The sequence below is a fragment of the Sphingobacteriales bacterium genome (genome assembly GCA_016706405.1).
GTDB lineage: Bacteria > Bacteroidota > Bacteroidia > Chitinophagales > UBA2359 > BJ6.
The window spans coordinates 1560517-1581569 of the sequence record JADJJT010000001.1 but is presented as its reverse complement, the minus strand read 5'-3'; the positions used below and the strand labels follow the sequence as shown (position 1 = coordinate 1581569).

Sequence of the window (21053 nt, the reverse complement as noted above, 5' to 3'; positions counted from 1 at the left end):
TTAATTTGTTTTCACCGTAATTAAAATTATCAAAAGTTATAAAAAACAACTTGATAGACTCATTTTTCACCGCACCAATAAAAACGCCAAGGACGCAAGGCGCAACTGCCCGCCCGAGCCGACAACCCAACACGTGTTGTTACTTCAATTAGCTGGTTGCTTTGAGGGTTCAAGCCAATATCTTCAATATATATAGTATTGCCAGTTAAATCAGTGCCATTATAATTAATGTTTATACCCAAAGCTTGTGCTAATGATCCGGGGCCCGAAGCCAGCTTGCTTGCTATTTTCTTTTGGGGCGCGCCATTAAGCAGCGATGGGCTTAGCTTCCGGCGCTGAAGCATAGCAGGCAAGCCTTCAACAGGTTTAATGCCTCTGATAAGTACTGCATCGGGTTGGTTGATTGGCCCTGTAACTACGTTAAACAAAAAATGAACCCCATAACATAAATAAACGTAGGCAACGCCACCATTGTTAAACATTATGGCATTGCGCGGTGTTAGTTTGTTGGGGTAAGCATGGCAAGCCCTGTCGTCGGCCCCTCGGTAGGCTTCTGTTTCGACAATAATACCAACGTGAGTTCGGAGATTTACTTAGTAAATTTTAGCAAGATCTACTTGAGGTTTATTGGGGTAAAACTGATAGGCTACCAAGCTAGCGACTATATGGACAAAAGCATTCTGTGGTTTTCTGTGTCTGGTATGTTCTAAGTCAAAAACCGAGGTCAAAATATCATTAATGGCTTCAATCATAGGTCTTTTTTTCAATAAGAGCCTTTCTTCTAAAGACATTAGTCTGTTTTTCATATTCTTTTTGACCTTGGTAATTATTTTTAGTCCTTTTTCAAAAAAGTTGTTCCATAAGGTAGTCAAATAGCCTTTATCGCCAAACAATGTGCCTGATATTTTCTCTAATAGCTTGTTTAAGAGGTCTTTACTATTGTCTGCCACCTGTCCTGTAGTCAAAGCAAAGTCCACGATTTGTCCTTTGTGATTGACTATCAGGTGGAGCTTAAAGCCGAAAAACCACCCCATAGAAGATTTTCCTTTCGAGGCGGTTTGAGCAAAAACTTTATGTTGCTTGGCTCGCAGCATGTCACAAACAGGTAGCGCTTTGGCATCTATGTAATAAATTCCTGTTTTTTCTGCTTGCTGGCAGGTTAATTTGGCTAAAATCGCCATAGGAAGAGCAACCCGTTCTATTAACTCTATAAAATAGTTGTAGGATGGGGCAGTAGGAAAATAGGTCTTTAAGTCATTCAAAACCAATGCTTTATAGTAATATTCAAAACATTTATAGCCCGAATAGTGGTAGAAAATCAGAATCGTAAGTATCTCACTTTCCGAAATTTTGGGCACACTACGAGGCGTGGCATTGTTTTACCTTCGCTAAGCCAATGCTGAGCAACCCATTGTTGCATCAGCAAACAGGCATTATCTACAAAAAAATAATTCAAATAACATGGACACATCAAATTTTGTATCTTTGGACTTCATAAAAACAGGGGGTAGTATTTGTTTGCAGTTTTGGACACTACAAAGATAACTATGCTCCTGTTTTTATTCCTATCAACTATACTAATCCCCCTATTTTTTATAGCTTAGCTCCGAATTCACGTTAATACCACTGGTTAATTGGTTATTTACGTTTGTAACCAATAATTTTCCAATCAATTGCTGGGCAACTGCAACAACATTAGGGTTTTGGTAAAACTCAGTGGTCAATTTAAACATAAAAAACCTTTAAAGAAATATAAAAAACAAACACAAAACTAATTCTTTTACTATTTTTTTGTACTTAGTAAAAAAAAAATTGCTGATAATAGTTGCAATTGTAAAACTAAGCCCTACTTTTGCCTATCTATACCAAACAAACTATTTTCCTCTTTTCCTCTTAAACATTATTATATAAATATTAAATAAATATCTAAAGACATGAGTGTATCGAAACAAATAATTCATTTGCAAGACCTATACTTTGAACAAAAAATTTGGGTTAATGAGTTGCAATTTTACAAAGAAGAAGTAAAACTTTTTGAAAAACGTTTGACCGAGTTGGTAAATAAAAATACCGGCCAAGAAATGCTAATTCAACTCGAGCGTTTTCAAAACAAATTCATCCGTGAAAAAGAGGTAATTGATACGTTGCGCCACGACATAAAAGCCCATGAGAATGAACTTGAAGATTTTGCCCGCACACACGACGAAATTGCCATTGAGCATACCCGCTTTACCGACCATAGCGACTTGCGTGAAGAGTTTACCACCTTTAAAAAATTGTATGCCGAGCTAAAAGAAGAGTTTATGCGATTTTTGGTTCGCTGGATGTAATATTTTATTATAGTTCCCAAATGAAACGAGCCGTATATTTATAATTATAACGGCTCGTTTATATTATTTTTTCCGGAAGACTTTATCTGGAGGAAAACCTCAACTTGGTATTAAAACAATAAAGGTCAATTAATCATCTAATTTTGGCATCTTCTTAAAAACCTACCATATATACAACTACTGTTTTACTGTTGGTTTAGACTTTGGGGCTTTTGCTGCCGGTGTAGTTTTACTTTTTTTAGTATTAGTAATCGTTTTTTTGGGTTTACTTTGGTTGGCTTTTATTAGTTCGGCTATATCGTCTTGGGTTATTGTTTCGGGGGTTTGGCCTTTTGGCATTTTTAAATTGGTTTCGCCCACTTTAATATAAGCGCCAAACCTGCCTTTTAAAATTTGCGCCTCAATCTCGGGAAAGTCTTTAATTAAGTTTGGGTTGCTGCTGGCGGCGGCAGTTTGGGCAGCTTTAACTAAGGCTTGACAATCTTGGGCGGTAAGCGCCTTGGCATCGGTGCCTTTTGGAATTTTTACGTTCAATTTTCCGGATTTAATGTATGCTCCCCACCGGCCAGTTAAGATTTGATAGCCCAAGTCCGGAAAATCTTTAACTATTTTATTAGCATCTGATTCGCGTTTGCCATTAATCAGTTCAATTGCTTGTTGCAAAGTCAGTGCCCAAAGGTCGTACAATTTAGGTATGGAGGTAAATTTTCCGTCGTGTTGTATATAAGGCCCAAAGCGGCCTTCGTTTACTTTTACTTCTTTACCCTCGTAATCGCCAAGGGAGCGCGGCAACTTAAATAAGTCAAGGGCTTGTTCAAGGGTTATATTTTGTATGGTGTAGGGCGGTCTGATGGTGGCAAATAGCGGTTTGTCCTCATCCTCTACCTGCCCAATTTGAATCATGGGGCCATATTTGCCTAATTTAGCGGTAATTGGTTTGCCTGTTTTAGGGTCGGTGCCAAGGGCGCGTTCGGCCTTCATGCGTTCGGCAGTTTGTAAAGTATCTTCAACCTGCTTGCTGAACGGTTGGTAAAATGTATCAATCATTTTAGTCCATTCTTTGTTACCTTGTGCAATTTCGTCGAACTGTTTTTCAATATTGGCCGTAAAATTATATTCAAAAACATTTTGAAAATGGGTTACTAAAAAATCAACTATTATTTTACCTACATCGGTTGGGAAAAGTTTTGCCTTTTCTACCCCTATTCGCTCTGTGAGGGTTTGTTTAACAATCATTTGTGGTTTTTTGCCCGACAAAACAAATTGTTGATAATTGCGTTGCACGCCTTCGCGGTCTTCGCGCACTACATAGCCCCGCTCTTGAATTTTGCTAATAGTAGGGGCATACGTAGAGGGGCGGCCTATACTCAGTTCTTCTAATTTTTTTACTAAGGTTGCCTCGTTGTAGCGTGCTGGCGGCCTATTAAAGCGCTCGGTAGCCAACATTTCTTTAAGAGGCAGGTTTTGTTGCAGTTTTAGTGGGGGCAAAATTGCGCTTTGTTCTTCTTCGCTTTCTTCGTCAAGGGCGGTTTCACGGTATAGCGCTAAAAAGCCATCAAATTTTATGACCTCTCCTTTTGCCTGTAACAGTGCATCGGGTTTTGTCGAAATTAAAATATCAACGTTAGTGCGCTCTAACAAAGCATCGGCCATTTGGCTGGCCAAGGTGCGTTTATAAATTAGCTCGTATAGTCGTTTTTCGTCGTTATTGTTGCCGGCGCTGTCGTTGTTAAAATAGGTGGGCCTTATGGCTTCGTGGGCTTCTTGTGCCGATGCCGATTTGGTGGCATATTGCCGTATTTGCACATATTTGTTTCCGTATTGGTCTTCAATGGTTTGTGCGGCGGCGCCTAATGCTATTTCCGATAAATTTGTGCTGTCGGTACGCATATAGGTAATATGTCCGGCCTCGTACAGGCGTTGCGCTACACTCATGGTGCGCTGTACCGAAAAACCCAATTTACGGCTGGCATCTTGTTGTAAGGTTGAGGTTGTAAAAGGTGGTGGCGGCGATTTTTTTCCGGGTTTAACCCTTATATCGCTTACGGTGTAGTTGGCTCCGATACATTGTTGCAGAAAGACTTCGGCACCTTGGGCATCGTCAAAATTTTTAGTACTTTCGGCTTTAAAGGTTACTGCTTTTCCGGAGGTATCGTTTACCGTAAAGAAGGCAGTTATTTTAAAAACTGATTTGGTTTCGAAAGCTAAAATTTCGGCTTCGCGCTCAACAACCAAGCGTACCGCAACCGACTGCACGCGCCCTGCCGACAACGACCCCTGCAAACTAATTTTGCGCCGCAACACCGGCGATAGTTTATAGCCCACCAACCTGTCGAGTACACGGCGGGCTTGTTGCGCATTAACCAAATTAATATCGAGCTGGCGAGGTTTTGAAACAGCTTTCAAAATAGCCGGCTTAGTAATTTCATGAAAAACAATGCGCTTTGCTTTTTCGGGCTGCAAACCTAAAACGGCACATAAATGCCACGAAATTGCTTCGCCCTCGCGGTCTTCGTCGGTTGCTAACCAAACCTCGTCTGTGGTTGTGGCGTATTTTTTTAGTTGTTTAACAAGGTCTTTTTTATCGTCTGTTACTTCGTAATTAGGGGTGTATTTATTGTCAATATCAATACCCATTTCGTGTTTTGGCAAATCGCGCACGTGGCCATAACACGAGGTTACTTTAAAATCATCGCCCAAATATTTTTCTATTGTTTTGGCCTTGGCAGGCGACTCTACAATCATTAAGTATTTACTCATAGTACAAACGGCAAATAAACAAATATATAAATAATAGGGCTGGCTTATTTTGTTCTTTTTATGTGATTTTTTTTAAGCAACCCAATGGCAAAAGCTACAGATATTACTACCGGTATAATACTAAATCAGTAATTATTTTTTGTTGTAGCTTGGCAATATGCCATATTAATTATAAAAAATTGGCCGCAAAGGTAATACAAGTTTTTTAATAAAAATGAAAAATAGCGTGTAATATTGTGCTTTTATTTAATTAGATTTTGGTTTAGGAAACGAATAGATACAAGTTTGATGCTGGATTTGAGTTTTAAAATAAATATCCGGATCTTGCCGTTAAACAAGCATCCGGAATATTTTATTGGGGTTAGCGTTATGGGGTATGGCTATCGAGCTTTTGATTCAAATGGTTTTAAATAGCTGTTCTTTTCAATTCACTTAACTAATTTTTGCTCTGCAATTTAGTCATCAACGGGATTTAGTTCAACATCGTTTTCTAATAAGCCTGGAAGGCGTTCATAATTTTTGTATTGCCACCACCAACCGTCAGCACAAGTATTTTTGTATGCAAATTGATAATTTGTGGGTTTATTAGCTTCAATTTGTATTTTGCGCCAGCCATTTTGCTCTATGCTGTTAGAAGTGCATACATTTATAGCACAGCGTAGGGTTGCCCGTTTTTTAGATTCGATTTGTAGATTAATAATTTTTTGGCCAGCGGCATCCAAACTATAAGACATGCGGGCTTTTAGGCCGTTATTGTCAAATGCTGTCCAGGCAGTCCAGTCGCTAAGTACTTGGTAGCCGTTAGTTTGCCACCACCAGCCATTATTGCAGGTATTGGTAGTTTCGAAACGCAAAATTTTGGGCTGATTGGGTTTTAGTTCGGTAAATTGCCAGCCGTTTAGGGTGCGGTTTTCGTTACAGGTTGATGCGGTAAAATTGCCTTGTGCGTATTTTGTGGCGGTTAATTCTATTTCTAAAATTTGGTTATCGCCCAAAACATAATGTCTTTCGCGCACTTTAAGGGTGGGTATGGCAGGGTCGTTAATTTGCCTCGACCAGTCGGGAACTATTTTATGCTTAAATTGGTCGTAGTTGTTATCTATAACGGTTTTTTTCATTTTCATGCTTTGGTATTGGGCAAAAACATTTTGGGTAAAAACTAAACTTACCAAGCCAAGAAGGGCAATTAATAGATTTTTTTTCATGTCGGTTTTATTTTTAAGTTGGGTGTAAAAAAACTTGAGTGTAGTGATTGGTTTAAATTAAATTTTGTAATGATTATTTGGATGATTTTTTAATTGTATAAACACGTGTGTATAGCAGTTTCACGCAGTTAGTTTTTTTTGTGAGGGTAAAAGCTGTTTTTTTTTGAAAAAGAATTTATCCGGAATAAAAAATCTACATTAAAACTATTTTTATCCTAACTTTGTAGTTTGTTAAATGATAATGTTTCTTTATGTTTAGTTTCATGTTAATTAAGAGTTCGGCTAAAAAAAGACTAAAAAAAAGATAAAAATGTTATTTTTGGAATTGAAAACAAAACACAATTTTTTTATCATGCTCCAAAATATACTACTTGTATTTGTAATTTTAAGTCGCCAAAAATAAGTCTAAAAGTGCCTAACCATACAAGATAGGGCGTAGCCGCCTAAATTTTTACCTCAGCATTGATTTTACTAATTTATTTTTAAATTTATGATGAAGCTTTATCTTTTTGTAGCCTTATTTTTTATAACGAACTTTACCAGCGTTAGTTTAGCTCAAAATTGTAACGCCAATGCCGGAACTATTGACTTTACAGACAATATAACAGTTTGCTATAAAGACAATTTGAATATGATTTCAATATCCGGCTTCACAAACGTCAATGAACCATATAGCTGTATAGCTTGGGGGTTTTGGGTTATGGATGATCCATTAGGTGTTTTTTCTGGCCATATTAAAAAGTCAGATATTGGAGCGCAGCCCTCGGGGAATAATCCCTATAACGACCCTAATTTTGCTGGATTTTCTGCTATTGGTAACCCCGCCTACATATTACCCGAAAACAATGGCGTAACTTATTGTGTACGAGCAGTTACATTAGCTAATTGCAAACTTAATCCACCTTTTCTAAAAGAATCTTGTTTTGATGTAAGTGATGAATGCTTACTCGTTTATATGAATAAAGAAATAAACATACAATCATTAAGAGTAGAATGTGATGATGACGTATGCGAAAACTGCCTCGAGTACAGTGTTCAAATTTTTGGAGGCGATGCGCAAACAAACGGAACAACCTTTTCGGTTGATATCAATGTAAATGAAACAATATATAATATAGCAAACGTAAAAAACGAAGACATAATAACTATTGGCGATGTGACTAATCCTAATTCAACGCCAAAAGGCCTTGGTAAATTAGAAATAACAGCTACAGATGCTATTGGATGTTTACAAAAAATGGAGCCATCAGGTATTTTAGAAGGCGGTAAGTTTTGTGGCAATACTTGTGGTTCAGATGCTGGCACCTTAACTGTAACAATTACCGGAAAAACAAAAGATGCAGGCATTTACAATGGCTCAGATACTTATTTTTCTACTTCAAAACCTTTTATCTTATGCTTCACTGATGGCATAGAAATAATGTCGAATATGGACTTTACAGAGCCACCTACAGGGCCATACCCCGGCATGTCGTATTCTATAAACGAAGGCTTCCCGGTTGAAGCCCTACTCGACCAAGACCCCAAATGGACAGGTGTATTTTGGACAGGAGAACTAACCATAACCTCAGACCCCTACCTGAATAATACCTACCAAAATACTATGCACCTAATAAGAACCTGCTTTTTAAACACCAAACAATATCCCTACAGCAGCGACCCCAACGATTTTCCCGACAATACTATTTATTATGTGCCCTTTGTTGACGACTGTATAGGTAGTGGCTTCCCTTGCCCCAATTTAGATTCCAACGGCGATGGTTGTTACGACTATAACGGCGCCGTGGGCATAACCTACCTAAACCCCATTATTGCCATAGGCAACCAAACCTGCCGGGGATTAGAACTTACTTTTTTGGGTGGTTATCCCGAATTTTACGGTGGGCTATACACTATTGACTTTATGTCGAATGGCAACCCCATTGCCGAGGACTTAACCACAGGGTACGGCGGTAAATTATTGGTCGAAGGACTTAATTACAACGAAACCATTTCAATAGAAGTTACTGACCCGCAAGGCTGCCAACAAACCATGCCCGACCAAAATTATTTTTTTGAAGCACCCAATCTGACTTTTACAAAAATGGATAGTGTTTATTGCACAAAAGAATTACCCATTAACTTAATTGCTAATGCTTTGCCCGACACCACAACATCAAACGCATCTTATACCATAGTTATTTACCGCAACTCCGCACCTAATCAGAATAGTTTTGAAATTATTGATGCCAATAATACCGCTGTTTATACTATATCCGGAAACCAAATAAAAGACTACCCGATAAACCCGGAAAACAAAGCTGTTTTTAATACTGGCTCATTACCAGCCTCCGGATGCCCTTATACTTTCAAGATATACGATAATAAAAACAACGGCCAAGCGAATTGCTCTTTCAATGAAGGAACGGGTGCCTATATTATTTACGATAATATATCGGGGCAGTATTGGCCACCATCCGGACCTATGGTTGGAAACTGGGGTGCTAGCAATACTTGGTTTTTAGGATGTCCACCTGACCATGTAATTACCGCCTCGTACACAGGTGCTGGTATCAATAACAATGGCAACGGCACAGCATTTTTCGACCCCTTAACCGCCGGAATAGGTGTGCATACAATTTGTTATAATTTAACCTACGATGAGGTTTGTGAATACCAATATTGTCAGACTACTAAGGTGGTAGATGATCTTGCAATTGATGAATTTGTGGCTATTGAATCATGTGAATTTCCATTTGACCTAACTAAAGTGCCAATTTCCGGAATTGGATTAACAAATGCCACTATTGATTACTTGATTAATGATAATGGGTTAGTTGGAAATTCAATTCAAAATCCAACTTCAGTCCTAAGCGGTACTTATTTTATTAGTGCCAGCCTAAATAGTTGTACTGTTTATGAACCTATAACGGTGAAACCTTTTGATAATTTTTCTTTGGCCCCAATACCAGCAATAAATTTGTGTGTTCCATACGATTTAAATTTAATTCCAATTTACGATTCAAATGGAAATTTGTTTTTAAGCGATAAATTAACTTTTTTTGAAAATATAAATGGTGAAGTTGGAAATGAGGTTAACTCACTAATAGAAAAACCCGGATGGTACTGGATAAACGTTACATTTGAAAATTGTAATCAATTTTTATCAATTAACATTACTAATTTCAACGATGTTTTGTTGCCAATTTTACCCGCCGATACTAGTATATGTTTAGGCAATGCCTTACCTGCAAGCATAACCGCCGTTGGCAATAATATTAACTGGTATAGCGATGTCAATTTAACGTCATTTCTTGCTTCGGGCAACACCATTGCCTTGCCTAACTATTTTGACAAGGACAAGCCCGGATTTTATAGTATTTACGCAACGCAGTCAAGCAATGGTTGCCAAAGTAATGCTGCGGCATATAATATTATTGTTCTCGACCTTCCCGATAAACCAATTTTACCCGCCGATACTAGTATATGTTTAGGCGATGCCTTACCTGCAAACATAACCGCCGTTGGCAACAATATTAACTGGTATAGCGATGTCAATTTAACGTCATTTCTTGCTTCGGGCAACACCATTGCCTTGCCTAACTATTTTGACAAGGACAAGTCCGGATTTTATAGTATTTACGCCACGCAGACAAGCAATGGTTGCCAAAGTAATGCTGCGGCATATAATATTATTGTTCTCGACCTTCCTGATAAACCAATTTTACCCGCCGATACTAGTATATGTTTAGGCGATGCCTTACCTGCAAGCATAACCGCCATTGGCAACAATATTAACTGGTATAGCGATGTCAATTTAACGTCATTTCTTGCTTCGGGCAACACCATTGCCTTGCCTAACTATTTTGACAAGGACAAGCCCGGATTTTATAGTATTTACGCAACGCAGTCAAGCAATGGTTGCCAAAGTAATGCTGCGGCATATAATGTTATTGTTCTCGACCTTCCCGATAAACCAATTTTACCCGCCGATACTAGTATATGTTTAGGCAATGCCTTACCTGCAAACATAACCGCCGTTGGCAACAATATTAACTGGTATAGCGATGTCAATTTAACGTCATTTCTTGCTTCGGGCAACACCATTGCCTTGTCTGACTATTTTGACAAGGACAAGTCCGGATTTTATAGTATTTACGCCACGCAGACAAGCAATGGTTGCCAAAGTAATGCTGCGGCATATAATATTATTGTTCTCAACCTTCCCGATAAACCAATTTTACCCGCCGATACTAGTATATGTTTAGGCGATGCCTTACCTGCAAACATAACCGCCGTTGGCAACAATATTAACTGGTATAGCGATGTCAATTTAACGTCATTTCTTGCTTCGGGCAACACCATTGCCTTGTCTGACTATTTTGATAAAGACCAGCCCGGATTTTATAGTATTTACGCAACGCAGTCAAGCAATGGTTGCCAAAGTAATGCTGCGGCATATAATATTATTGTTCTCGACCTTCCCAATAAACCAATTTTACCCGCCGATACTAGTATATGTTTAGGCGATGCCTTACCTGCAAGCATAACCGCCGTTGGCAACAATATTAACTGGTATAGCGATGTCAATTTAACGTCATTTCTTGCTTCGGGCAACACCATTGCCTTGCCTAACTATTTTGACAAGGACAAGTCCGGATTTTATAGTATTTACGCAACGCAGTCAAGCAATGGTTGCCAAAGTAATTATAGTATGTATCTAATAGGCGTTTTACCCGATCCTATTGCTTTGTTTGACGTTATCGACAACGGTACTGGAGGGATAGTTTGTACCAATTTAAGCCAAAATGTTAATTCAGACCCATTAGGAAAATATATATGGAATTTTGGAGACGGACAAACATCATCCGACATAAATCCTACGCATCAATATGCAGAGAATGGCACCTATCTTGTTCAATTAGCAGCTATTGCTTGTAACGACACCAGTTATTTTGAACAAGAACTAACGATAACAACTATTGGTTTGCAAACTAATTGGCAAACCAATAAATATAATTGGCTAACAATATATCCTAAGCTTGTTTTACAAGGGCAAAGTTTTGTTCTAAACTACCATTGTAGCACATCAATAAAAACATCGGCATTTACAATATTTAATATTTTTGGTGAGGTTGTTTATACTCAAAACAATGTATTACCTAATGAAATTATTCAAAATAATTTGCCCTCCGGAATTTATCTTTGTCAATTGACGCTTAATTATAAACAAATATTAACCGGAAAATTAATTGTAATATAAAGTGTTTATCAATAGTTTGGTCAAAAAAGATAATACTTTCTATTTGACTAAAGTCCTATTATGTTTGCTCCTATCGGTAAAAATAGCATTTTTGAATGAAAACGATTTCTTACCTTGCTTTTCAAAACATACCAACGAATATTTCTTTATGTCAAACCTTAAAACAAAACATATCAACAAACAGAAGTTCGATAAATTAATTAATATTTACAGCAAAAATCCATTAACTGAAATAAAATGCCCAAAATTAACGAACTTCATAATTATGGGTGTATAGCTGTCTAATTTTTTCCCAAAATATTATTTTGTATTGTGTAAAATATCAGTCCAAACTCACCAAACTCTATGCTCAAAAATACCCCCCCACTCACTTCAACACGCAGCGTTGAGGCAGCCAATGCCATTTTAGAACAAATAACCGCTTTGGTGCCATTGGCCAAACACAACGAAATTATATCGCTTTGCACCCAAATTTTACCTGTTTACCAACAAGCCCAAACTTACGAGCCATGGGCTACAGCAGCTATAGCTTTAGGTAATGCCCACTACGCTACCAACCAGCAAAATAAAGTTATTGAAACAGCCAATAATGCAATTGCCGTAATAACAAAATATTTGGGCGAAGATTATCCGTTATTAATAAACTGCTACAACCTATTAGGTGCTGCTTATGCCACCAAAGGTTTTTACGAAAAGGGAATTATATATTTTAAAAAAACGTTACAACTATGCAAATTGCAATCGCCGGCTAAACATGGCTTAATTTACTCATTGTATATTAATATTGCAACTGCCTACGAAAAGAAAATGCAATTAAGTTATGCCGTTTCTTATATAAATCAAGCCTTTAACTATAATAAAAAACACCAGGCTTCGCAAAACCCCTTGGCCTTGATAAATTGTTATGCCATATTGGGCTCGTGTTATTTTGGTTTAGACGAGAAAGAATTAGCTATGGCAAGCATTGACAATTCTATAAACTTAATTAAAGAGCACTTGAGCAGTAAAGATTTTTATTTGGCCAATAGCTTGAACCTAAAATCTAATTTTTGCACTAACCCTAAACAGGCATTAAAACTGGCTAAAAAAGCGTTAGCGGTGCTATTTGCCATTAATCAACATGTTAGCGATTTAGGGGGATGTACTTTGCGCTCGATAGGACTAATATTTAGTTTTTTAAGGAAAAATCGCCTTGCTGAGCATTACTTTAAACAATCAATAAAAATTTTTGATGCTCATTTTGGAAGTATGCACCCCTATACTGCCAGTAGCTATTTCTTTTTGGGGGCAATGTTGTTTTTTAAAGATGATTATAACGGAGCATTACACTATTTGCAGCAAGCACTTTATAAAAACAATGTAATTTTTGACCCAGCACCCGCATCAACCAATTATTACCAACTACCTAAATACCATCAATACATGGATGGTATTACATTTTTAGAAACAATTAGCTGTAAAATAAAAGTGGTTTACTCAATTTATGAAGAAGACGAAGAACAAAATTTTAACTATTTGTTAGCTGCATTGGGGCACGGCGTGGCGGCAGGGCATATTGTTGATAATATGAGGCAACAGTTTTTAGATACCGATAATTTAATGGTCTTTGCCAAAAAAGTCAAAAAAGAATTGGACCCTGTTTTGCATGTTTGCCACCACGCCCAGCAGGTTATTAGTTCAAAAAAAATACAACTAACGCCAGCAGGTGCCGAAATGGGTTATACATTGCCCAACCACGCCTACGAGTTGGCTTTTAGAACCACAGAGCAATGCAAGGCCGCAGCATTATTGGGTAATGTTAAAGAGCGCACAGCACAATTTGGCAGTAATATTCCGGAAGCGTTAATTGAGCAAGCGCGTAATTTGCGCATCGAGTTAACCTATTTAGAAAAGTGCATTCAACAAGAAAAAACAAGAAATACCAAGCACACATTAGAACAAGCCAATGAAACCTTACAAAACTTGCAAGCGCAATTTTTTACGCATAAATTGGCTTACGATGAATTAATTGCCCGCTTTGAAACCGAGTATCCGGACTATTACTTACTAAAATACCAAACGGAGACTGTCTCAATTCCGGAAATACAAGCCGCATTAGCACCTCAACAAATTCTAATTGAATATCATGTAGCGCAAAACAACGAGGTGTATATTTTTGCTATTTCGCGCAACGAAGTGTTTTTTATTGAACAAACAACCACCAATAAATTTGGCAATTTATCATTAAACGATGCTATTGAAAACTTTTTGCTGTTTGGTATTGAAGATAAGCACAAAACCGAATATGAAAATTTAGGCTACCAACTTTACCAATTATTAGTTGAGCCGGTTGTTAAACATTTTATGGTAGAAGCCGATACTTCGCTGATTATAATTCCGGATGATTTTTTAGCCAAACTACCCTTTGAAGCGCTACTTACCCAGCCTACCGCACGCCGCACGCCCTACCTGAACATGCCCTATTTAATCAACTTGTTTAATATTAGTTACCATTTTTCAGCTACGCTTTGGCATTACTACCAACAAAACAAACAAGCGCAAAAACCTATCAGCCAGCAAGGGTTTATTGGTTTTGCCCCCGTATATGCTGCCCCGCCTGCTGCCGCTCCAGCATTAAATATTAATAATAATGCTCAAGATGCCGACGAACTAATAACGCAAACTCAAGCTATTGCAATGCTGCGCTCTAAGAGGCGAAAACGCAAAAATATAGGTCAAATTTTCCGGAAAAATACCTATCGTTCAACGCAAATAAATGGCATAAATTGCGCTGCTTTACCCTACAGCGAACTCGAAATTACCGAAGTACATCAAATTTTTAGCCACCACCAACTGCCCGCCGAGTCGGTTTTGCACGAGGCGGCTACTTTGCCAAATTTTATTCGAAAAGTGGGGCAATATAAATATGTACTGCTTGCAGGGCATGGCGACTACGACCCCAACTGCCCCAATTTGTCGGGTTTTTTATTTAGCCCTGCCGATAACAACCAATACCTCGATTATGTGCTGCGTTTAACCGATGCTTATAATTTACAACTTAATGCCGACTTGGTGGTGCTTAGTTGTTGCGATAGCGGCGTAGGAAAACTTACCCAAGGCGAGGGTGTTTTGGCAATGAACAGAGGGTTTTTATATGCCGGCTCAAGAAATGTGATTTTTACTTTGTTTAAAGTTCACGACAAAGAATCGTATTTACTTACAAAACAGTTGTTTATAAATATTTTAAAAGGGCAAACTTATGCCCAAGCACTTAGGCAAGCAAAACTTAGCTTAATTACACAAGGGTATCTACCACAAAACTGGGCGGGTTATGTGTTAATTGGCGAATAATTGAGCTAAACCAATATAAATTCAATTTTTACGACTGGTATAAATGCCCAAACCGGGTAAAACTGCCGGTGGCTGTGCCATATTGCCGGCGCAGTGTTTCGTTATTAACCGATTTGTCAAGTTGTATGCGCCAATAATAACGTCCGGGTGCTAAATTGTTTACCGCTACTTCAAAATTAGTTCTGTCGGCTGGTATTGTTTGGCGTAAAACCTCTTCTTCAAGATTATCGTAAACAACAATAAACAAGGGGTATGGCAGTGCGTTATGAAGTATAAATGACAATGGCATGTTGGTGCAATCAATACTGTTTGGTGGGGCAACAACTAAGTTTACCAAAGTAGCTTGGTTTTTTGGTGCCGCACCTCGCGTAATCGCTTCTGACTCTAAATAATCAATGGGGGTAAACATGTCTAAAATTTCTTCTAAGGTGTAAGTTTGCTGTAAAAGGGCAGTTTCGACGGTATTATTATTGTTTAACACGTTGTCTATTAAAAGGCTTTTCCCAAGCGGATGCTGAAGCATAGCCCAATACAATTTGGCTTTAAAAGTTGCATCGCGCAAGTCGGTATCAACGCTTAGTTGTTGTTCAAAACTGATTTTTTCGGCTGCCGTCAATTGGTTGTTGATATATTTTTCTATCAATATTTGGTCAGAATTATTCATTTGCTGAAGAGTGGAATAATGGTAACGGTATAATTTATTCTGCTAAGTGTATTTATTTAAAATTAGATGCTAAACTCTGAAGCCCAATCGTCTAAAAATTTGGTTGCCGATAAAAGTTCGGCTAATGTGGTAGGAGTTATATTGGCAATAACTTGTTGTATATTTTCCGGAAAAATTTTTTCCATATTCAATTTGCAGTTAAAAAATCGTTGCCGGGCGGCGGTTTCTGAAGTGTTAAGTTTTTGCGCAATAGTTTTAAAATTTTTATGATCAACGTATCGCCAATAAAAAAGTTGTTTGCAGTTTAGGCTTAGTTTGTTGTTTATAGTTTCGAGTACTTTTTGCTGTAAATCGTCAATTATATTTGGTAATTCTAATTTTATCTGATTGTCGGTTTGTTCTATAGTTTCGAGGTTAGGTAAACTGTCAATTGGCAAAGTTAAAAAGTTTTTTTTCCGCCGTAGGTGGTCGAGCCATTTGTTTTTACAAGTTACCCATAAATAGGCTAAATGCGAGCCGGTTAAAGTAAAATCCGGATTTTGGCAAAGCTCCCAAAAAGTATTAATTCCTTCGGCCACCCATTCTTCGGCCTCATCAAAAATATTGCCTTTAATTAAATGTTTGTACCTCGTTAAGTAGGCTACCATTCTTGGCTGTAATGTTTTACGGGCGGCTTCAATAAGGGCAGTATTATTTTGCCTGAACGCCGCTATAAAATTTGTTCCTTCCTCTTTACTCATGCAATTTGTACAATAAAGTTAGTACGTTTAGTGTTTTTTTTGCAAAGTTACTTTAAAACTTTATCAAATTTTAAAAAAATTATCTTATAGTAGGTAAAATCCTACCTACTGTTATTTCATCAAGACTGATTTACATTTTCTTAGTTTTGCCCCTACGAATATAGTTTGGTTATAGCCTAAAATTCACTTAACTTTGCCACAATAGTTTGGAGTAAGCCAAATAAATACTTATTTGAAATTGTTAATTATTTTAATACTATAAATATGAAGAAACAGATACTCTTTCTTTGTCTTTTATGTTTCACTTTGTTTGAAACTAATGGTCAAAACTTATTTCAAATTATATCTAAATTTCAAAAAAACAAATCTGCGGCATTTAAAACTAACGCGGTGCAAGAGGGTAGTCTGTGCGAACCCGATTCTATTGTTAGCTATTTTTTTCTATCACCTATAGACTCTATGAATGCAGGGTCTAAAATTTTTCATCAATACGATGGTGATGCAAAAGCAATTTATACTTACGAATTTAAAGATTTAGTAAGCATTGACAGTACGAGTTTTAATGGATTAGGGCAACCGGTTTACAACGAATACCACGAATTTTCTGCCGACTCAAATGCCATTGTCCTCAAAGAGCGTAGTTTTTGTTACCCGCACGCCGGCACCGTACAACCAAACTTTTTTTTCCCCGAAGAAATAACAAAATTTACCGAACCATCCTTTAAAGACGGCGTAGCCTTCGACTCGCTTGAAACACATATAAAAAGCTATGTTACCGGATTGATGGAGCCTTACAAAAAGAAATTATTCGAATATTCGCCATCCGGAAAATTAAAAACAGAGCAGAGTTTCCAATGGAGTCAAATAGATATGAGTTGGCACCCCTCCTCCAAAATGACTTACTATTATACTGCCGCCGAGCAACTTGATAGCGTTGAAAAATACGAATGGAACGGAACAAACTTGGTATTAGAAACAACCTACAAACCTACTTACGATGCCAATGATTCGCTCAAAACCCTTACCGCAACAAATATTGCCACCGGAATTATGGACGGCAAATTAGAGTTGAGCTACAATACAGCCGAAAATACAACTACAGCCTTAGTTTACGAATGGAACGAAAGCACACAACAACTTATTGAAACAATTTACGCCTTCGCCGACTACGATGCTTCAGGCAAATTGGAAGTGGTTGAACTTGTGGAAAAACCTATGGGAGTTTTTGAAGATGGACTTAGGGTTGAAATAGTTTACCTCAATAACAGCCTTTGCCCTTGGTACTACAAAGTTTACGAACAATCATCCGGAGGTGAATGGAATTTAATTGGTAAACTTTATTTTTATCCAAATTATATTACAAATATAAACGAGGTCAAAATACCTCAATCAATATTTTACGCTCACGCCGAAAATTCCGGAATATGGGTAACTGCCCCGCAAGACACGCGTTTGCAAATTACAAATATACAAGGCGCTGTATTATATAACGGAAAAGCCACGGGCAACAAAGAATACATAAACCTAAAAAATTCTGCCAACCAACAGGTAATAATATCGTTAATAAACGGCAATTTTGTTAGGTCACAAATGGTATTTATTCGCTAAAAACCTATCGTTTTACCAAATTATAATCAAATAAATAAATGCGAGGTGTTTGTATGCCTCGCATTTGTTTTGTTCTAAAATAATCAAGCGCCAATTTATACTGTTTGTTTGCATTTTTTAGCTTCCTTCATTTACACAGCCCCCTTAAAGCATCAAATCGCACTAAAATTAAAAAACCGTACCTTTGTGCCTTAAATTCAGCAAAACATACTTGTTAATAAGCGAGTTTTTTATATGCGCATAGGAATTTTTTTTGGAGGGCAAAGCCGCGAACGCGAAATATCGTTTGCCGGGGGCCGTACGGTTTTTGATAATTTAGACAAATCGCTGTTTACCGCCGTACCTATATTTATTGACTCGTTTGGCAATTTTATTTTGTTGCAATGGCAATACATCTATAAAGGCAGCATCCGCGACTTTTACCCCCCCGCCAACACTCTGCCCCAATCGCCCAACAAATTTCAAATTTATGCCGAGTCGCTTAACCCCCAACAAGCCACTGCTGCTGCCAGTCAAATAGGCACTATCATTTACCCCCACCAACTTTCACAATACATTGATTTTGCCTTTTTATGCCTGCACGGCGCAAATGGCGAAGACGGCAGCATACAGGGCATTTTACAATGGGCGGGCATTCCATACACAGCATCGGGCATTTTACCTTCGGCGATAGGCATGAGCAAAGCTTTTCAAAAGGCAACTATGCCCGGAGGCGGATTTGCCACCCCGCGCCACTATATCATCCGGATGCGCGAAGCGCTGCAAAATCCTGAAAAATGGCAGCAACTCTACCAACAAGCCCTTGAGGCGGTAGGTGGCCAGCAAATGGTCATTCGCCCCTCCAACCAAGGCAGTAGTATAGGCGCAAGGTTTTTAAGGCAACACAGCCTCGAACTGTTTAAAAAATATGTGCTCGATGCCGCATTTATAGCCCAAATTACCTACAAAGAATGGCAAAAATTTACCCTTACCGATAAAATAAAATGGGTAGCACAGCAAACCGATATTCGCGAAGGGGTAGGCCTGCCCGCACAAATAATTCCGCCAGAACAACAAACAACCCTAACCGACGCAAGTGCAAAAATACTATACCACCCCGAGACTTTATTAAACTATATTGAAGCGTATTTTAACCAGCCCATACCACCCCAAACCCTGCTGTTGCAAGGCTTTGAACGCGAAACCGAAATAATTTGCGAAGAGTTTTTGCATGGCCAAGAGTTTTCGTGCATTGTAGTGCGCAATAACAACGGCCAGCCCATTGCCTTGCCCCCTACCGAAATTGTAAAAAACACCGATTTGTACGATTATCGTTCGAAATATTTGCCCGGAATGTCGCGCAAACTAACACCCATTCGTTTGCCGCAGCATTTGGTTAATGCCATTCGCAGCGAGTGTGTAAAACTGTTTACCTTTTTTAGGTTCGAGGTGTATGCACGTATTGATGGGTTTATTAATACAGACGGGCGCATTTACCTAAACGACCCCAACACCACATCGGGCATGTTGCCCAGCTCGTTCTTTTTTCATCAGGCAGCCGAAATTGGGCTAAACCCTTCGCAGTTTATTACTTTTATTATTCGTAATTCGTTGGCCGAGCGGCAGCATTTAGGCCGAAATTTACCCCAACTTACCGCGCAATTACAACATTTAGATGCAAAAATTGAAGCCCTTAGAACAGCAAAATCCAAAAAAATAAACGTAGCTGTAATTATGGGAGGCTGGTCAAGCGAACGCCATATTTCGGTAGAAAGTGGCCGCAATATTTACGAAAAATTGGCCTCGAGCGATAAATATGCCCCCTTTCCGGTATTTTTAACCGGAAGTGCCGATGACATGCAATTATTCCGGATTCCAGTAAATATAATGCTTAAAGATAATGCAGACGATATTAAAGAAAAAGTTGACTTTTACTCGGCAAACGCACTTATTGAATCTATAAAAACCGAATGCGCCGCTATAACAGCTACTTATGCCCCTAATGCACAAATGGGCGCGCCTATACGCCTAAGTTTTGCCCAGCTAAAAGCACAAACAGATGTGGTATTTATTGCCCTACATGGCCGCCCTGGTGAAGATGGCTACTTACAAATTGAACTCGAAAAAATAGGGCTGCCCTATAACGGGTCGGGGGTCGAAAGCTCGCAACTTACTATTGATAAATACGCAACCAACCAACTATTAGCCAAAAATGGTATTGCCATTGCGCAACAGTATTTGGTACAAAAAACTGCTTGGCTGCAAAACCCTAATGCCGTTTATACCGACCTTGAGCAGCGTTACGGCTACCCGTTTATTGCCAAACCAACAGACGACGGCTGTAGCAGCGCAGTTAAAAAGATTAAAAATGAGCGCGAACTGGCTGCCTATTGTAGCCTAATTTTTAGAGAGGAGCTCAAACTACTACCTCAACCCGCCGAGGTGTTGCGTCTGAAACCTAACGAGGAATTTCCGCAAAAAACCGTTTTTCTGGCCGAGCGATTAATAGAAAAAGAGCCCGACGACCTACATTTTTTAGAAGTTACAGGCGGGTTGCTCACAAAATATCCGGAGGAGAAAAATATTACTACGCTGCAATTCGAAATGTTTGAACCTTCAGAAACTTTGGCAGCCGATGAGGTGCTGTCGCTCGAAGAAAAATTTTTGGCTGGCGAAGGGCAAAATATAACCCCTGCGCGCTATGCTAAAACCCCTAACGAGCAGCAACGCATATCGGCACAGGTGCGGCAAACCTTGCAAAAAGCGGCGCAATTAGCTAATGTTTGCGGCTACGCCCGTATTGATGCCTTTGTAAAAATAAGTGCCAATGGCCAGGTAACCACCATTCCGATAGAAATAAACTCGTTGCCCGGCATGACCCCCGCAACCGCTATTTTTCATCAGTGCGCTTTAGCAGGCTACACGCCCTACCAATTTATAGATGCAATTTTACAGTTTGCTTTACAGAAAGCATCGGCCAAATAAAGATATATGCAAATAGAACAATAAAAGTTGATACGGCTGGCTGTTTTGAAGCATAGCTTGAAGAAATTACAAAAATTGATCCGGAAAATGCCCAAGATGGCAATTACAACCTCCCATTATCCGGAGAAAAACCTTAGCTTGTCCTTTAATTTTATAAGACTAAAATAGTTAAAATCTTATTTTTTATTGCCTCCAAGCCCAATTCCCGAT

At 38.6% G+C, this 21053-nt stretch carries 11 protein-coding genes; 5 read left to right on the top strand and 6 right to left on the bottom strand.

Annotation, left to right across the window (positions count from 1 at the left end):
- Positions 1 to 59 precede the first annotated feature (59 nt).
- Positions 60 to 569, bottom strand: a complete 510-nt coding sequence (locus IPI59_06055) for a DNA-3-methyladenine glycosylase (protein ID MBK7527109.1) — start codon at positions 567 to 569, stop codon at positions 60 to 62.
- Positions 570 to 593: 24 nt separating this feature from the next.
- On the bottom strand, positions 594 to 1358 hold the full coding sequence (locus IPI59_06050) for an IS982 family transposase (GenBank protein ID MBK7527108.1): 765 nt from the start codon (positions 1356 to 1358) through the stop codon (positions 594 to 596).
- A gap of 576 nt (positions 1359 to 1934) precedes the next feature.
- On the opposite strand from IPI59_06050, the gene IPI59_06045 reads away from it, so the two are divergent.
- A complete protein-coding gene (locus tag IPI59_06045; GenBank protein MBK7527107.1) occupies positions 1935 to 2330 on the top strand; it encodes a hypothetical protein in 396 nt (131 codons plus the stop codon).
- A gap of 177 nt (positions 2331 to 2507) precedes the next feature.
- On the opposite strand, the gene topA is transcribed toward IPI59_06045, so the two are convergent.
- Both topA and IPI59_06035 read right to left on the bottom strand, forming a co-directional pair.
- A complete protein-coding gene (gene topA, locus IPI59_06040; protein MBK7527106.1) occupies positions 2508 to 5090 on the bottom strand; it encodes a type I DNA topoisomerase in 2583 nt (860 codons plus the stop codon).
- Between the two features lie 455 nt (positions 5091 to 5545).
- Positions 5546 to 6295, bottom strand: a complete 750-nt coding sequence (locus tag IPI59_06035; GenBank protein MBK7527105.1) for a hypothetical protein — start codon at positions 6293 to 6295, stop codon at positions 5546 to 5548.
- A gap of 490 nt (positions 6296 to 6785) precedes the next feature.
- On the opposite strand from IPI59_06035, the gene IPI59_06030 reads away from it, so the two are divergent.
- Together IPI59_06030 and IPI59_06025 are read left to right on the top strand one after the other, a co-directional pair.
- Complete coding sequence (locus IPI59_06030; GenBank protein ID MBK7527104.1) at positions 6786 to 11537, top strand: T9SS type A sorting domain-containing protein; 4752 nt, start codon at positions 6786 to 6788, stop codon at positions 11535 to 11537.
- Between the two features lie 345 nt (positions 11538 to 11882).
- Complete coding sequence (locus tag IPI59_06025) at positions 11883 to 14867, top strand: CHAT domain-containing protein (protein ID MBK7527103.1); 2985 nt, start codon at positions 11883 to 11885, stop codon at positions 14865 to 14867.
- A gap of 28 nt (positions 14868 to 14895) precedes the next feature.
- Here IPI59_06025 and IPI59_06020 read toward each other — a convergent pair whose 3' ends face one another.
- Both IPI59_06020 and IPI59_06015 read right to left on the bottom strand, forming a co-directional pair.
- Positions 14896 to 15531 carry a hypothetical protein gene (locus IPI59_06020; GenBank protein MBK7527102.1) on the bottom strand — a complete coding sequence of 212 codons (636 nt, stop codon included), beginning with the start codon at positions 15529 to 15531 and terminating at the stop codon, positions 14896 to 14898.
- A 62-nt stretch (positions 15532 to 15593) separates the two neighbouring features.
- Positions 15594 to 16271 carry a sigma-70 family RNA polymerase sigma factor gene (locus IPI59_06015; protein ID MBK7527101.1) on the bottom strand — a complete coding sequence of 226 codons (678 nt, stop codon included), beginning with the start codon at positions 16269 to 16271 and terminating at the stop codon, positions 15594 to 15596.
- A 459-nt stretch (positions 16272 to 16730) separates the two neighbouring features.
- Between IPI59_06015 and IPI59_06010 the strand changes: the two genes are divergently transcribed.
- Positions 16731 to 17879 carry a hypothetical protein gene (locus IPI59_06010; protein MBK7527100.1) on the top strand — a complete coding sequence of 383 codons (1149 nt, stop codon included), beginning with the start codon at positions 16731 to 16733 and terminating at the stop codon, positions 17877 to 17879.
- 234 nt (positions 17880 to 18113) lie between these two features.
- The gene (locus IPI59_06005) at positions 18114 to 20843 is read left to right on the top strand and encodes a D-alanine--D-alanine ligase (GenBank protein ID MBK7527099.1); all 2730 of its coding nucleotides are present in this window, start codon (positions 18114 to 18116) and stop codon (positions 20841 to 20843) included.
- The last annotated feature ends 210 nt before the right edge of the window (positions 20844 to 21053 follow it).